The sequence below is a fragment of the Promicromonospora sp. NPDC019610 genome, from assembly GCF_044389365.1.
In the GTDB taxonomy this organism is placed as follows: domain Bacteria; phylum Actinomycetota; class Actinomycetes; order Actinomycetales; family Cellulomonadaceae; genus Promicromonospora.
Genome location: NZ_JBIRXX010000001.1, coordinates 1,454,565 through 1,468,653, shown reverse-complemented (window position 1 = coordinate 1,468,653; position 14,089 = coordinate 1,454,565). Strand labels below are relative to the sequence as shown.

Sequence of the window (14,089 nt, the reverse complement as noted above, 5' to 3'; positions counted from 1 at the left end):
GCCGGCCTAGAAGAAGCCCAGCTTGTCCGGGGAGTAGCTGACCAGCAGGTTCTTGGTCTGCTGGTAGTGATCGAGCATCATCTTGTGGTTCTCGCGACCCACGCCCGAGCCCTTGTAGCCGCCGAACGCCGCCGCGGCCGGGTACGCGTGGTAGTTGTTGGTCCACACCCGGCCCGCCTCGATCGCCCGGCCGGCCCGGAAGCCGGCCGCGCTCGACCGCGTCCACACGCCCGCGCCCAGCCCGTACAGGGTGTCGTTGGCGATCTTGATGGCGTCGTCGTAGTCCGCGAACTCCGTCACCGCCACCACCGGCCCGAAGATCTCCTCCTGGAAGATCCGCATCTCGTTCTTGCCCTCGAAGATCGTGGGCGTCACGTAGTACCCGCCCGCGAGGTCGCCCTCCAGCTCGGCCCGGTGCCCGCCGGTGAGCACCCTGGCGCCCTCCGCCTTGCCGATGTCGAAGTAGCTGAGGGTCTTCTCGAGCTGGTCGTTGCTCGCCTGCGCCCCGATCATCGTGTCGGTGTCCAGCGGGTTGCCCTGCTTGATCGCCTCGGTGCGCGCCACGGCGTCGGCCAGGAACGAGCTGTAGATGTCGCTCTGGATGAGCGCGCGCGACGGGCACGTGCACACCTCGCCCTGGTTGAGGGCGAACATCGTGAAGCCCTCCAGGGCCTTGTCGTAGAACTCGTCGTGCGCCGCGGCGACGTCGCTGAAGAACAGGTTCGGCGACTTGCCGCCCAGCTCCAGCGTCACCGGGATGATGTTCTGCGACGCGTACTGCATGATCAGGCGGCCCGTCGTGGTCTCGCCCGTGAACGCGATCTTGCGGATCCGGGACGAGCTCGCGAGCGGCTTGCCCGCCTCCGCGCCGAACCCGTTGACCACGTTCACCACGCCCGGCGGCAGCAGGTCCGCGATGAGCTCCATGAGGTACAGGATCGACGTCGGCGTCTGCTCCGCCGGCTTGAGCACCACGGCGTTGCCCGCCGCGAGCGCCGGAGCCAGCTTCCAGACGGCCATCAGGATCGGGAAGTTCCACGGGATGATCTGCCCGACGACGCCCAGCGGCTCGTGGAAGTGGTACGCGATGGTGTCGCCGTCGATCTCGCTGATCGACCCCTCCTGGGCCCGGATCGCACCCGCGAAGTACCGGAAGTGGTCGATCGCGAGCGGCAGGTCCGCGTTGAGGGTCTCGCGGACGGGCTTGCCGTTCTCCCAGGTCTCGGCGACGGCCAGCTCCTCGAGGTGCTCCTCCATGCGGTCGGCGATCTTGTTCAGGATGATCGCGCGCTCGGTGACCGACGTGCGTCCCCACGCGGGCGCGGCGCCGTGCGCGGCGTCGAGGGCCCGATCGATGTCGTCGGCGTCGCCGCGGGCGACCTCGGTGAACGTGCGCCCGTTGACCGGGCTGGGGTTCTCGAAGTACTGCCCGTTCGCAGGGGGTACGTACTCGCCGCCGATCCAGTGGTCGTACCGGGGCCGGAAGCTCGCGATGGCACCTTCGGTACCTGGGGCTGCGTACACGGTCATGGTCTGCCTCCTCGCAGGATCTCGCGCCCGCCCCGGGATGCCCGGCGGCGGAGCCGCGCCCCGGGCGCACCGGTGCACCCGAGTGCGGCGAGATTAGGCAGCGGGGCGTTGCATCCGCGTTGCAACCCGACCGTGACCTCGTGGGGGCAAGCCGGGAGGGCGCCGGCACAGATGGACAGATAAGGACAGATCGCCGGGCCGACCGGGCCCGTGCGACGAGCCGACTCCGAGGAGAAGCCCTGATGAACCTCGCACCACGCCGCCCCGCCCCCGCGGTCCCGCTGCTGGTCCCGCTCGCCGCGGCCCTGTCGGTGGTGCTGGCGCTCGCGGGCTGCACCGCGCAGGACGCCGGGTCGGACACCACCACGGAGACCACGACCCTGACTGCCCCCGACACGGCCCCGCTCCCCGACGGCGCGCAGGCCCTGGACGGTGCGTCGGCCCCCGAGGCGCGGGGCGACCAGTCGTTCGTGCCGCCCTACCCGGAGCCCTACCCGGAGCCCGGCCCGGTCGAGCCCGGGGGCGAGGAGTACGACGACTCCCCCGAGTCGCCGTTCCTGGACGTCGCGACGAGTCCGCTGTCCACGTTCTCGTCCGACGTCGACACGGCGTCGTACTCGAACCTGCGCCGCCAGGTGAACCAGGGGGTCGCGCCCGAGGGGGTGCGGATCGAGGAGCTGGTCAACTACTTCGACTACGACTACCCGGCTCCCGCCGCCGGGGCCGAGCGGCCGTTCTCGGTGACGACCGAGGTGGCACAGGCCCCGTGGAACCCCGAGCACCAGCTCGCGATGGTGGGTGTGCAGGCGACGGAGGCGCTGCCGACGTCGGAGGGCAACAACATCGTCTTCCTGCTGGACGTGTCCGGGTCCATGGACGAGCCCGACAAGTTGCCGCTGCTGGCGGAGTCGTTCGCGCTGCTCGTGGAGCAGCTCGACGAGCGCGACCGCGTGTCGATCGTGACGTACGCGGGCGACAACCGGGTGGTCGCCGACTCCGTGCCCGGCTCGGAGCACGGCGTGCTGGTGGACCACCTGCGGTCGCTGCGGGCCGGCGGGTCCACGGGTGGCGCGGCCGGGCTGACCACGGCGTACGAGCTGGCCGAGAAGAACTTCGTGCGCGGCGGGAACAACCGGGTGATCCTGGCGACCGACGGCGACTTCAACGTGGGCCCGTCCTCGCCCGCGGAGCTGACCACGCTGGTGGAGGCGGAGCGGGCGTCCGGGGTCTACGTGTCGGTGCTGGGCTTCGGCATGTACAACCTGAAGGACAGCATGATGGAGGCCATCGCGGACCACGGGAACGGCAACTACGCGTACATCGACACCCTGGCCGAGGCGCGCAAGGTGCTGGTGGACGAGTTCGGCTCGACGATGTTCGTCGTCGCCCAGGACCTGAAGCTGCAGGTCGAGCTGAACCCCGCCGTGGTGGGCTCGTACCGGCTGCTCGGGTACGACAACCGGCGTCTGGCGGACGAGGACTTCGACGACGACACCAAGGACGCCGGCGACGTGGGCGCGGGCCACTCGGTGACGGCGTTCTACGAGCTCGTCCCCGCCGGTTCGGACGGCAGCACGGGCTCGGACGGAGACCTGGAGTACTCCGACCGGGAGGTCGGCACGAGTGACGACTTCATGACGGTGCACGTGCGGTACAAGTCGCCGGACGGCGGGCCGTCCGCCGCGAGCACCGAGGCGGAGTTCCCGGTCGGCGCCGCCGCGTACACGACGACGCCGTCGGCGGACTTCGAGTTCGCCTCCGCGGTCGCGGAGCTCGGGCTGATCGCCACGGGCTCGGAGTACCGGGCGGACGCGAACCTCGACGGGGCCCGCGCCCGGGCGGCGGGTGCGCTGGGCGCCGACCCGTACGGGCTGCGGGCGGAGTTCGTCGACCTGGTCGACGCCTACCGCGCGATGGGGTGAGCGTGGGGTGATCTCGACGCGGGACGGCGGCTGTCACCCGGCGCGCATTCGACAGACCGTATCGAAAGACATACAGAATGCGCTGGAGATAGTTTTACCGCCGACGAACCGTCCGGGAATTTTCGACCGGACGCGGTCAATGCGGAATTCGAATCCTCGTCGGCCGCGCGCTACCGGGGAATGACGCCGGACGCCGATCTTCGCGCTTTCGGTCCCCGAGGTCGTTCTCGAGGCGGACCGTGCGCTCCGGGCGGCCGGCGGACCGGGGGACGATCAGGAACCCTCGTGCGACGTGAGGACGGTCCGGTTGCCGATCGGCTCGCGGGTGTCCAGCGCGCGCTGCGCGCCCTGCGACTGCTGCACCATGTCGACGGCCACGCGCAGGTCCTCCACGGCCCAGTCGAGCGAGGTCTCGATGTGGGTGGCCTGGGCGAGCAGGGTGCGGGCCTGCGTCACCGACGTCGGCGGGGCGTCGGTCAGCCGCTGGGCCCCGGCCTGGCGCGCCTCGGCGAGCGCCTGGGCGAGGACGTCGCGGGTGGCCGGGTCCGCGACCTGGCCCTCCGAGCCCTCGTAGACCCGCTCGGCCGTCTCGAGGACGGCGGCGAGGTCGTGCGACCGGGCCGAGGTGCTGGTGACCTGGCTGTCGATCTGGGCGGTCAGGGTGAGGATGCGGCCGGTCTCCTCGGCCTGGGCGGACATCGACCAGAGCGTGATCGCGACCGCCAGGCACGTGACGATCGCGGCGCCGAAGGTCCACCGGCGGCGGCCCCGCGCGCCGGCGAGGTCGAGGCCGGCATCGGGTTCGAGCGGCGGCGGGGTGTCCAGCGCGGGCAGGTCCGCGAGCTCGATGGCGGGCAGTGCACGGCTCGGACTGTCTCCGGCCTGTTCATCTGTTCCAGACATCTGCGATTCCGGTCTAGCTAAAGCGACGGTGTTCAACTCTTCCCCCAAAGAGAGTTCTCATGAAAACTATCTGTCGGACGCGAAGCCCGTTTAACTACCGGTGCTAATGACGCTAAGACTACTTTCCGCGGTGCGCGCGGCGAGACCGTAATGCGCTTGTGATCTGTGGAAAACCGTCCCGCGACGGTGGAAAACTTGGGGGTCACGGTGGACAACGTGGTGATGAACTTGGTCCGATGCCTACACTGGCGTGGTTCGACGACGACGTCGGGACAGGGTGAGGGGCAGCATGCAGCAGGTGCCACACCGGGACGCGCGCTGGGTTCGCGCGGCATATGAGAGCTTCGTCAGTTCCGCCGGCTCGCTGGAGCCCGACGGGATCGACCCGATCGTCGCGGCGTCGTGGCAGCGGAGCCTGCGCAACGGTGTGGACCCCGACAGGCCGAACACGGTCACGGTCGCGGCGTCGGACGAGCTGGACGAGTACCGCAGCGCCCATCCCCTGGCCGTCGCGATGCCGCTGGTGCGCGACCTGGTGGGCGGCGCGACGGGCGACGGCCTGGTGGTCGCGGTGTCCGACGACGTCGGCCGCCTCCTGTGGGTCGAGGGCCGCGGGCAGGTGCGCTCCGCCGTGGAGGGCGTCGGCTTCGTCGAGGGCGCGCTCTGGCGCGAGGAGTCCGTGGGTACCAACGCGCCCGGCACCGCGCTGGCCACGCGCCGCCCCGTGCAGGTGCTCGGCGCCGAGCACTTCGCACGTCCCGTCCAGCGGCTGAGCTGCACGGCGGCCCCGGTGCACGACCCGGCCGGCGGCATCATCGGCGTCCTCGACCTGACCGGGGGCAGTGCCGCCGGGTCGCACGTCGCCCGCGCCCTGGTGCGCGCCACGGTCGCCATGGTCGAGCGCGAGCTCGCGCTGCGGGCCACGGGCGGCGCGGGCGGGGCGGACGTCGGGCACGCGCCCTGGGTGGCCGACGTCGCCCCGGGCGGGGACACCGGCCCGGCCGGCGGCGCTTCCGACCGCACCCCTGACCTGCGCCTGCTCGGCACGCCGACGCTGCGCGGCCGCCGGCTCTCCCTGCGGCACGCCGAGATCCTGCTGCTGCTCGCCGAGCGCCCGCGCGGCCTCAGCGCCGAGGAGCTCGCCGTGCTGCTGCACCCGGGCGACCTGTCGCCGGTGACCGTCCGGGCGGAGATCTCCCGTCTGCGCCGGGTGGCCGACGGCGTGCTCGACGGCCCGCTGCTCGCCGCGTCCCGCCCCTACCGGCTCGCCCGGATGCTGCGGTCCGACGTCGACACGGTGCGCTCCCGGCTGCGCCGCGGCGACGTGCGCGGCGCCCTGTCCGCGTACCCCGAGCCGCTGCTGCGCCGCTCGGTCGCGCCCGGCGTGGAGCGGCTGCGCGAGGAGCTGGAGGCCGAGGTCCGGGCGGGGGTGCACGCCAGCGACGACGCCGTCGCCGTCGAGCAGTGGACCGCCCGCGACGAGGGCGTGGACGACCACACGGCCTGGACCCACCTGGTGCGGCTGGCCGAGCCGGGCGGGCCGCAGGCCGCCCGGGCGCGCGCCCACCTCGGGGTGCTGGAGCGACGGCTCCGCTGAACGGCACCGCACTCTGTCGTCGCGCCGCAACGATCAGCCTTCAGCCGGGTGCCCACGTGAACGGGTGCGGCAGCCAAGCCGTCAACGCGAGAGCAACAACGACCGATACGGACAGACCCCAGAGGGACACCCCGAGGAACGCACGAGGATTCTTTTCGACGTCGAGCTCCCAAGGACTCTCCCCGGCAGGCGGAGGATCCGCGATGTCGAACGCCAGGCTCAACGTCCGCTGGACGGTGAGATGGGCTACGGCCACGACAGCGCAGGGCGCCAGCGCGGCGAGATAGCCGAGGAAGGTGAAGATCACGGGGAATCCCAGCAGCCTGGCTGGGACGCCGAACGCCAGGATCCCGAGCACGCAGAGGGCGCTCATCCCGAAGTACGACAGCTGCAAGATGCTGTCACGGGCCTCTTGCCTGTCTGCGACCATCGTCGCCCAAGGAAGCGATGAGCCGGGGCCTGGGAACGAGTCTCGCCAGGACCGCACAGCAAAGCGCGCGACAACTCTGATCAGCCACAGCCCGAGCAGCACTTCCGTACGGAAGATGTTGAGGGCCACGATCAAGGTGTCTCCGCTCCCTGGACGACGTGTGTGCCTGCCGCGACCTTAGCGGGACCTGCGTGAAGGAAACCCGCCGGGATCATCCGGAGCCCGCCTCGTGTTCCTAGACTCGACAGTGCACGCTCATCGAGGAGGAACCATGCCCGCTCCCATCGACCCGTCGGACAAGATCGCGCAGTACGCCCACCCCGAACGGCTCGTGAGCACGGCGTGGCTGGCCGAGCACCTCAAGGACCCGGGCATCGTCGTGGTCGAGTCCGACGAGGACGTGCTGCTCTACGAGACCGGGCACATCCCCGGCGCGGTCAAGGTCGACTGGCACACCGAGCTGCAGCACCCGCAGATCCGTGACTACCTCGACGGCGCCGCGTTCGCCGCCCTGATGGGCGCCAAGGGCATCACGCGCGACACGACGATCGTGCTGTACGGCGACAAGAACAACTGGTGGGCCGCGTACACCGCCTGGGTGTTCACGCTGTTCGGGCACCAGGACGTGCGGCTGCTCGACGGCGGCCGCGGGCTGTGGAGCGCCGAGGGCCGCGAGCTCACCACCGACGTCCCCGCGCCCGCCCCGGTCGAGTACCCCGTGGTCGAGCGCGACGACACGACGATCCGCGCCTTCCGCGACGACGTGCTGGCACACCTCGGCACCGGCCCGCTCGTCGACATCCGATCCCCGCAGGAGTACACCGGCGAGCGCATCGCCATCCCGGACTACCCGGAGGAGGGCGTGCTGCGCGGCGGCCACATCCCGACGGCGCGCAACGTCCCGTGGGCGACTGCGGTGGCGGAGGACGGCACGTACAAGACGCGCGCGGAGCTCGACGCGATCTACACCGCCGGGCTGGGTCTGGACCCCGACGACGCCGTCGTCACCTACTGCCGCATCGGCGAGCGCTCCAGCCACACCTGGTTCGCGCTGACGTACCTGCTCGGGTACACGAACGTGCGCAACTACGACGGCTCGTGGACCGAGTGGGGCAACGCGGTGCGCGTCCCGGTCGCCACGGGCGCGGAGCCGGGCACCGTCTGACGGGTCAGTCCCGGCCGAACGCCTTGCGCAGCTCGTCCTTGGCGCGTTCGAGCACCTCGCGCTGGTCGGCGTCGAGGTCCTTGCCCGCGCGGTTGACGTAGAACGTGAGCATCGACATCGCCGAACGGTACGGGGAGCTCTTGCGCCGGTCGCTGGCCTCGGCCGACTTCTTGAGCGACCGGGCGATCCGCGCGGGATCGGCCCACGTGAACACGCCCTCTTCCAGGTCCAGGGCGTCACTGCCCTCGGTGACGCCCTGCGACCAACGGTCGGGGCCGCCGTCGGACCCCTTCTTCGACCCCTTGTTCTCGGCCATACGGCCACGCTACGACGGCACCCGCCCACTCGCCCGGGCCGTGCCCCGCGGCTCGCCCCGGCCGCCGCGACGGTGAAAGGATGAACGGATGAGCACCAACGACGTCGACCTGCCCGAGGCTCTCGCCGAGCTGCGGGACGCCTTCCTGGAGACGCCCGAACGGGACCGGCTCCAGCTCCTGCTGGAGGTCTCGCGCGAGCTGCCGCCGCTGCCCGAGAAGTACGCGGACGCGCCCGAGCGCCTCGAGCGGGTGCAGGAGTGCCAGTCCCCCGTGTATGCGTTCGCCGAGGTGGACGACGCCGGGGTGGTCACCTTCCACGCCAGCGCACCCGAGGAGGCGCCCACCACCCGCGGGTTCGCCTCGATCCTGGCGCAGGGCCTGACCGGGCTGACGGCGCAGCAGGTGCTGGACGTGCCCGAGGACTACCCGCTGCAGCTCGGCCTGACCAAGGTCGTGAGCCTGCTGCGCCTGAACGGCATGGCGGGCATGCTGACCCGCGCCAAGCGCCAGGTCCGCGAGCAGCTGGCGGCCGCCCAGGTCTGACCGATCGACGCGCTGCGGCGCGACGTCGGCAGTCTGCACACGGCCGCGGCCGTGACGTCGGCAGTTGGCATCGAGGTCGGCACAGGCCTGTGCCGATCTCGATGCCAAGTGCCGACGTCGCGGGAGACTGCCGTGCTCAGCCGGCAGCCCTCAGAGTGCCGAGCTCAGGACTCGCCGCCGCCGAAGCGCTCGCGGTAGACGTCCAGGTCGTCGTCGGTGATCTTGGCGAACAGCACCGGCGGGACGGTGAAGCCCGTCCCGGCCGGGACGGCGTCGAGCGCCGTCGCGGCCTGCGGGGTCACCCAGGTCGCGGTGTCGCCGTCGAGGGCGAACACGGCGCGCAGGGTCGCCGCCGTCTGCGGGACGAACGGCTCGGAGACCACGGCGTAGAGGCGGATCAGGTTCATCGCCGTGCGCAGCGAGACCGCCGCCGCCTCCGGGTCGACCTTGACCTGCTTCCACGGCTCCTTCTCGACGAGGTAGGCGTTACCCGCCGACCACAGCGCGCGGAGGGAGTTCGCGGCCTTGCGGTACTGGAGCGCCTCCAGGTGCCCCTCGTACTCGGCCAGCAGCCGGGCCACCTCGGCACCGAGCTTCTGCTCGGCCTCGCCCGGCTCGCCGCCCGCGGGCACGGTCTCGCCGAACCGCTTGGCGGAGAACGTCAGCACCCGGTTGACGAAGTTGCCCAGCGTGTCGGCCAGGTCCTTGTTCACCGTGCCGGCGAAGTGCTCCCAGGTGAACGACGAGTCGTCGGACTCGGGGGCGTTCGCGATGAGGTACCAGCGCCAGTAGTCGGCCGGCAGGATCTCCAGCGCGGCGTCGGTGAAGACGCCCCGCTTCTGCGACGTCGAGAACTTGCCGCCGTAGTAGGTCAGCCAGCTGAAGCCCTTGACGTAGTCGACCATGGTCCACGGCTCGCGGACGCCGAGCTGCGTGGCCGGGAACATCACCGTGTGGAACGGGACGTTGTCCTTGGCCATGAACTGCGTGTAGCGCACGTCGTCGGCCTCGTACCACCAGGACTTCCAGTCCCGGGTCTCGCCCGCGGGGGCGGCGTCCGCCCACTCCTGGGTGGAGCCGATGTACTCGATCGGGGCGTCGAACCAGACGTAGAAGACCTTGCCGTCGGCCGCGAGCTCGGGCCAGGTGTCGGCCGGGACGGGCACGCCCCACTCCAGGTCGCGGGTGATCGCGCGATCGTGCAGGCCCTCGGAGAGCCACTTGCGGGCGATCGACGTCGACAGCAGCGGCCAGTCCTTGCTGTTCTGGTCGATCCACGCCTCGACCTCGGCCTGGAGCTTCGACTGGAGCAGGAACAGGTGCTTGGTCTCACGCACCTCGAGGTCCGTCGAGCCGCTGATCGCCGAGCGCGGATTGATCAGGTCGGTCGGGTCCAGCACGCGGGTGCAGTTCTCGCACTGGTCGCCGCGCGCCCGGTCGTAGCCGCAGTGGGGGCACGTGCCCTCGACGTAGCGGTCGGGCAGGAACCGGCCGTCGACCGGCGAGTACACCTGCCGGATCGCCCGCTCCTCGATGAAGCCGTGCTCGTTCAGCCGCCGCGCGAAGTGCTGCGTGGTCTCGGCGTTCTGCGTCGAGGAGCTGCGGCCGAAGTGGTCGAACGACAGCCCGAAACCGTCGTAGATCTTCTTCTGCGTCTCGTGCGCGCCCGCGCAGAACTCCGCGACGGGCAGACCTGCCTCGGCCGCGGCCAGCTCGGCCGGCGTGCCGTGCTCGTCGGTGGCGCAGATGTACAGCACGTCATGGCCGCGCTGGCGCAGGTACCGCGCGTAGACGTCGGCCGGGAGCATCGACCCGACCATGTTCCCCAGGTGCTTGATGCCGTTGATGTACGGAAGCGCACTGGTGACAAGGTGGCGAGCCATCGCTGGATGCTCCGATTCTCGGGTGTGGATCTCGTGGCCGGACGGTCGTCCGGCGGGCTCGCGGAGCGAGCCACGGCCCAGCCTAGATCCCCGCGCCGCCAGGGGTGCCATCGCAACCACGGTGTGAGCCGACGGCGGTGGTGCCGGCAACGGCGTCCGCGATGCGCGTCACCGCCTCGGCCAGGCGGTCCGGCGGGTTGGCGGCGTACCCGATCACCAGCCCGGGTGGTCCGTCGCCCACCCGGTGGGCCGACAGCGGGTGCACCCGGACCCCGGCGGCGGCGGCGCGCCGGGCCAGGTCGGCGTCGTCGACGCCGGGCAGGGTGACCAGCAGGTGCAGGCCGGCGGCCACGCCGTGGGCCGTGGCGCCGGGCAGGTGGGTCGCGAGCGCGGCCAGGAGGGCGTCGCGCCGGGCGCGGTGCCGGCGTCGGACCTGGCGCAGGTGCCGCTCGAAACCGCCCGAGGTGATGAAGTGCGCCAGGGCGAGCTGCGGCAGCGCCGGGCCGGCGAGGTCGGTCCAGTACCGGGCCTCGACCAGCTCGGACCGGAGCGCGGCGGGCGCGAGCAGCCAGCCGATCCGGATCCCCGGGGCGAGCGTCTTGGACACGCTGCCCAGGTGCACCACGTGCTCGGGCGCGAGGGCGCGCAGCGCGGGGACCGGCGGGCGGTCGTACCGGTGCTCGGCGTCGTAGTCGTCCTCGATCACGAGGCGGCCCGGCAGCCCGTCCGGACCCGGCACCGCTCCGGACCGCGCCCAGGCGACCAGCGCGCGCCGCCGGCCGGGCGCGAGCACCACACCCGTGGGGAACTGGTGCGCCGGGGTGACCAGGACGGCGTCGACCCCCGACCGGTCCAGCGCCGCGACGTCGAGCCCGTGCCCGTCCACCGGCACGGGTACGGGCGCGAGGTCCCACCGGCGCAGGTGCTCGCGCGCGCCGTAGGACCCCGGGTCCTCGAACCCGATCCGGGTGGTGCCGCGGGCGACGAGCGCCCGGGCGAGCAGCATCAGGCCCTGGGAGACGCCGTTGACCACCAGGATGTCGTCCGGGTGCGCGGGCAGGCCCCGGGTGCGGGCGAGCCAGCCCGCGAGCGCCTCCCGGAGCGCGGGCAGGCCGCGCGGGTCGCCGTAGCCGAGGTCGCGCGACGCCAGGCCGTCCAGGGCCGCGCGCTCGGCGCGGGCCCAGGCGGCGCGCGGGAACGCGGACAGGTCGGGCAGGCCGGGCGAGAGGTCGATCAGGTCGGTCCCGGCGGCACCGGGTGCGCCGGGGCCGCCCGGGCCGCCCGGGCCGCTCGGGTCGCCCGGCGCGAACAAGCCGGGCAGGCCGCCCGCGAGGCCCGACGACGGCGGACGGGCCGCCGGGGCGGTGCCGGGTCCACGGGCCGGCGCGCCGGAGCCTGAGGCCGTGGCCCACGCGGCCCGGACCGTCGTCCCGCCGCCGCGCCGCCCGGCGAGCAGGCCCTCGTCCGTCAGGCGCCGGTAGGCGTCGACCACCACGCCGCGGGAGCAGCCGAGCTGCTCGGCGAGCACCCGTGTGGCGGGGAGCCGGTCGCCCGGGACCAGGCGGCTGTCGGACACCGCACCGCGGACCGCCTCGGCGAGCCAGGCGGTGAGCCCGCCGGCCGGGGCGTGGGCGGGGTCGAGCTGGAGGAAGTCGGCCCCGGCCATCTTGGTCCTCTCAGAATCGGCGATCTTGGCTCTGTCAGATATACCAAAGCGGCGGCAGGCTCGCGGACATGACGACCAGCACCCCGGCCCAGCGCGCCGGCACCAGGACCGGCACCGGCAGCGGCACCGGCCCCACGCGGGACGACGCCGCCGTCCCTCGGACCGACCAGCACGGCCCGGCCTGGACCGGCCCGCTCTTCGCCGCACTCGGCATGGCGCTGGTGGGCAGCCAGGTGGCGGTCTCGGGTGTGCTCGCCGATGCGCCGCTGTTCGCGGTGCAGGCCGTGCGGTACACGCTGGCGGCCCTGGTGCTGGCGGTGGTGCTGCGGCTGACCGGCCGGGCGCTGCCCGTACCCCGCGGCCGGGAGTGGGCCTGGCTCGCGGGTGTGGCGTTGAGCGGGCTGGTGCTGTTCAACGTGGGGGTGGTCCGCGGCGTCGCGCACGCCGAGCCCGCGGTGATCGGGGTGGCGGTCGCCGCCGTGCCCGTGCTGCTCGCCCTGGTGGGACCGCTCCTGGGCGGGACCCGGCCGACGCCGGCCGTGGTGGGCGCCGCCGCGGTGGTGACCCTGGGCGCCGTCCTGGTCACGGGCGGCGGACGCACGGACGCGGCGGGGATCGGCTACGCGCTGCTCACCCTGGTGTGCGAGGCCGGGTTCACGCTGCTGGCCGTCCCCGTGCTGCGCCGGCTCGGGCCGCACGGTGTCTCGCTGCACGCCGTCTGGATCGCGGCCGTGGCGCTCTGGGTGCTGAGCGTGACGGTCGAGGGGCCGGGCGCCGTGCTGACCCTGCGGGCCGAGCACCTGCCGGCCACGCTGCACCTGGCGCTCGGTGTCACCGTCGTGGCGTTCCTGCTCTGGTACACCGCGGTGGGCCGGATCGGTCCGGGCCGGGCCGGGCTGTTCACCGGCGTCGTCCCCGTGGCATCGGCCGTGGGCGGCGTCGCGCTCGGCGGGCCGGTGCCCGGCCCCGCCGTCTGGCTGGGTGTGGCGATCGTGGTGGCGGGCGTCGCGCTCGGGCTGGTCAACCGGCCGGCTGCGGGTCCCGGCCCCGCAGGCCCGACTGCGGGTCCCGGCCGAGCAGGCGCAGGGCGTCGGTCCACGGGTCGGAACCGGTCCCGGTGAGCGGCGGCGCGAACACGCCCGGCGTCCCGCCGGGGCGGGCGGCGATCGCGCCCGCGCTCTCGAGCACGAAGGCGACGGTGGCGTCGTCGGGCCGGTAGGTGGTGCCGAGTGCGGTGGCGACGTCCCAGGCGTGCACCGCGGTGTCGAGCAGCTGCATCCCGAGGGCGAGCGTCGCCGAGACCTGCGCGTCGAACTCGGCCAGGTGGACGGGGGCGTCTGGTTGCGCGCGGGCGGACGCCTCGCGCAGCGCCGTCGCGGACGCCTCCCACGCGGCGACGACGCCGTCCGGCGTCACCTCCGGACCGGCGTAGAGCGCGACGTCGGCGTCGCCGTCGCCGAGGGCGGCCGCGAAGCCGTGGTTCTGGCCGATCATGTGCGACAGCAGGGCGGCGAGGTCCCACTCGTGGCACGGCGTCGCGAGATGGAGCGGGCCCTGGGCGGCCTGCTCGACGAGGCGGGTGGTGTCGGCGAGTGCGGTGTGGTGCAGGGTGAGCATCTCCGAATAAGTAAGCATGCGTAGACGATACACCTGGGTAGATTATCGCGCCGCGGTTAGGATCGGCGGGTGGAGCGTCCCGAGCTTGGCTACCTGCTCGACCGGCTGCTGCGCGTCGTGATCGCTCGGGAGGAGCCGGTCCTCGCGGCCGCCGGCCTGCAGATGTGGGACCACGTGGTGCTCACCGCGCTCGCCCGGCAGGACGCCCCGACCCAGGCGCAGCTCGCGGCCGCGACCGGGCGCGACAAGACCCGGCTGATCGGCAACCTGGACCGGCTCGTGGAGCTCGGGCTGGTCAGCCGCGTACCCGACCCGGCCGACCGCCGCAACCGCGTCGTCTCGCTCACCGCCGAGGGGCGGCGGGTCCTGGAGCGGTGCCAGGCCGGCATCCGCGCGATGGAGCAGGAGCTGCTGGGCGGTCTTCCGGCCGGCGAGCGCGCGGGCTTCGAGCGGGCGCTGGTGGCGCTGGCCGCGTCCCTGGACTAGCGCACCCGCGCCCGAGCCGGCGCGGCGCGC

The 14,089-nt window shown here is 72.9% G+C and carries 13 protein-coding genes; 6 read left to right on the top strand and 7 right to left on the bottom strand.

Going from position 1 to position 14,089, the window contains the following annotated elements; all coding sequences use genetic code 11:
- Positions 1-6: 6 nt before the first annotated feature.
- The gene (locus ACH45N_RS06520) at positions 7-1,530 is read right to left on the bottom strand and encodes an aldehyde dehydrogenase family protein (protein ID WP_397392280.1); all 1,524 of its coding nucleotides are present in this window, start codon (positions 1,528-1,530) and stop codon (positions 7-9) included.
- 242 nt (positions 1,531-1,772) lie between these two features.
- Between ACH45N_RS06520 and ACH45N_RS06515 the strand changes: the two genes are divergently transcribed.
- Entirely contained in the window at positions 1,773-3,452 is a 1,680-nt protein-coding gene (locus ACH45N_RS06515; RefSeq protein ID WP_397392278.1) for a von Willebrand factor type A domain-containing protein, read from the top strand.
- A gap of 273 nt (positions 3,453-3,725) precedes the next feature.
- Here ACH45N_RS06515 and ACH45N_RS06510 read toward each other — a convergent pair whose 3' ends face one another.
- Positions 3,726-4,355, bottom strand: a complete 630-nt coding sequence (locus tag ACH45N_RS06510) for a hypothetical protein (protein WP_397392276.1) — start codon at positions 4,353-4,355, stop codon at positions 3,726-3,728.
- Between the two features lie 289 nt (positions 4,356-4,644).
- On the opposite strand from ACH45N_RS06510, the gene ACH45N_RS06505 reads away from it, so the two are divergent.
- Positions 4,645-5,952, top strand: a complete 1,308-nt coding sequence (locus ACH45N_RS06505; RefSeq protein ID WP_397392274.1) for a transcriptional regulator — start codon at positions 4,645-4,647, stop codon at positions 5,950-5,952.
- Between the two features lie 40 nt (positions 5,953-5,992).
- Here the strand turns inward: ACH45N_RS06505 and ACH45N_RS06500 are convergent, their stop codons facing one another.
- Positions 5,993-6,511: a hypothetical protein gene (locus ACH45N_RS06500; RefSeq protein ID WP_397392272.1), complete on the bottom strand. Its 519-nt coding sequence runs from the start codon at positions 6,509-6,511 to the stop codon at positions 5,993-5,995.
- 142 nt (positions 6,512-6,653) lie between these two features.
- On the opposite strand from ACH45N_RS06500, the gene ACH45N_RS06495 reads away from it, so the two are divergent.
- A complete protein-coding gene (locus tag ACH45N_RS06495; RefSeq protein WP_397392270.1) occupies positions 6,654-7,547 on the top strand; it encodes a sulfurtransferase in 894 nt (297 codons plus the stop codon).
- A 4-nt stretch (positions 7,548-7,551) separates the two neighbouring features.
- Here the strand turns inward: ACH45N_RS06495 and ACH45N_RS06490 are convergent, their stop codons facing one another.
- Positions 7,552-7,863, bottom strand: a complete 312-nt coding sequence (locus ACH45N_RS06490; protein WP_397392268.1) for a DUF3175 domain-containing protein — start codon at positions 7,861-7,863, stop codon at positions 7,552-7,554.
- Positions 7,864-7,951: 88 nt separating this feature from the next.
- Here ACH45N_RS06490 and ACH45N_RS06485 point away from each other — a divergent pair, with 88 nt between their 5' ends.
- A complete protein-coding gene (locus ACH45N_RS06485) occupies positions 7,952-8,407 on the top strand; it encodes a SufE family protein (RefSeq protein ID WP_121385377.1) in 456 nt (151 codons plus the stop codon).
- Positions 8,408-8,571: 164 nt separating this feature from the next.
- On the opposite strand, the gene metG is transcribed toward ACH45N_RS06485, so the two are convergent.
- Together metG and ACH45N_RS06475 are read right to left on the bottom strand one after the other, a co-directional pair.
- A complete protein-coding gene (metG, locus tag ACH45N_RS06480; RefSeq protein WP_397392266.1) occupies positions 8,572-10,290 on the bottom strand; it encodes a methionine--tRNA ligase in 1,719 nt (572 codons plus the stop codon).
- A gap of 82 nt (positions 10,291-10,372) precedes the next feature.
- Positions 10,373-11,956: a PLP-dependent aminotransferase family protein gene (locus tag ACH45N_RS06475; protein ID WP_397392264.1), complete on the bottom strand. Its 1,584-nt coding sequence runs from the start codon at positions 11,954-11,956 to the stop codon at positions 10,373-10,375.
- Positions 11,957-12,024: 68 nt separating this feature from the next.
- Between ACH45N_RS06475 and ACH45N_RS06470 the strand changes: the two genes are divergently transcribed.
- Positions 12,025-13,077, top strand: a complete 1,053-nt coding sequence (locus ACH45N_RS06470; protein ID WP_397392262.1) for a DMT family transporter — start codon at positions 12,025-12,027, stop codon at positions 13,075-13,077.
- Here the strand turns inward: ACH45N_RS06470 and ACH45N_RS06465 are convergent.
- Positions 12,977-13,591 (bottom strand): TIGR03086 family metal-binding protein, encoded by a 615-nt coding sequence (locus ACH45N_RS06465; protein ID WP_397392261.1) that lies wholly within the window; start codon positions 13,589-13,591, stop codon positions 12,977-12,979. The genes ACH45N_RS06470 and ACH45N_RS06465 overlap by 101 nt on opposite strands.
- A gap of 51 nt (positions 13,592-13,642) precedes the next feature.
- On the opposite strand from ACH45N_RS06465, the gene ACH45N_RS06460 reads away from it, so the two are divergent.
- Positions 13,643-14,059, top strand: a complete 417-nt coding sequence (locus ACH45N_RS06460) for a MarR family winged helix-turn-helix transcriptional regulator (protein WP_397392259.1) — start codon at positions 13,643-13,645, stop codon at positions 14,057-14,059.
- Positions 14,060-14,089 lie beyond the last annotated feature (30 nt).

Bases quoted from the DNA above. Each gene is read 5' to 3' on its own strand.
- ACH45N_RS06490 (WP_397392268.1), bottom strand. From the start codon at position 7,863: ATGGCCGAGAACAAGGGGTCGAAGAAGGGGTCCGACGGCGGCCCCGAC.
- ACH45N_RS06485 (WP_121385377.1), top strand. From the start codon at position 7,952: ATGAGCACCAACGACGTCGACCTGCCCGAGGCTCTCGCCGAGCTGCGG.
- ACH45N_RS06515 (WP_397392278.1), top strand. From the start codon at position 1,773: ATGAACCTCGCACCACGCCGCCCCGCCCCCGCGGTCCCGCTGCTGGTC.
- ACH45N_RS06520 (WP_397392280.1), bottom strand. From the start codon at position 1,530: ATGACCGTGTACGCAGCCCCAGGTACCGAAGGTGCCATCGCGAGCTTC.
- metG (WP_397392266.1), bottom strand. From the start codon at position 10,290: ATGGCTCGCCACCTTGTCACCAGTGCGCTTCCGTACATCAACGGCATC.
- ACH45N_RS06510 (WP_397392276.1), bottom strand. From the start codon at position 4,355: ATGTCTGGAACAGATGAACAGGCCGGAGACAGTCCGAGCCGTGCACTG.
- ACH45N_RS06495 (WP_397392270.1), top strand. From the start codon at position 6,654: ATGCCCGCTCCCATCGACCCGTCGGACAAGATCGCGCAGTACGCCCAC.
- ACH45N_RS06475 (WP_397392264.1), bottom strand. From the start codon at position 11,956: ATGGCCGGGGCCGACTTCCTCCAGCTCGACCCCGCCCACGCCCCGGCC.
- ACH45N_RS06465 (WP_397392261.1), bottom strand. From the start codon at position 13,591: ATGCTTACTTATTCGGAGATGCTCACCCTGCACCACACCGCACTCGCC.
- ACH45N_RS06470 (WP_397392262.1), top strand. From the start codon at position 12,025: ATGACGACCAGCACCCCGGCCCAGCGCGCCGGCACCAGGACCGGCACC.
- ACH45N_RS06505 (WP_397392274.1), top strand. From the start codon at position 4,645: ATGCAGCAGGTGCCACACCGGGACGCGCGCTGGGTTCGCGCGGCATAT.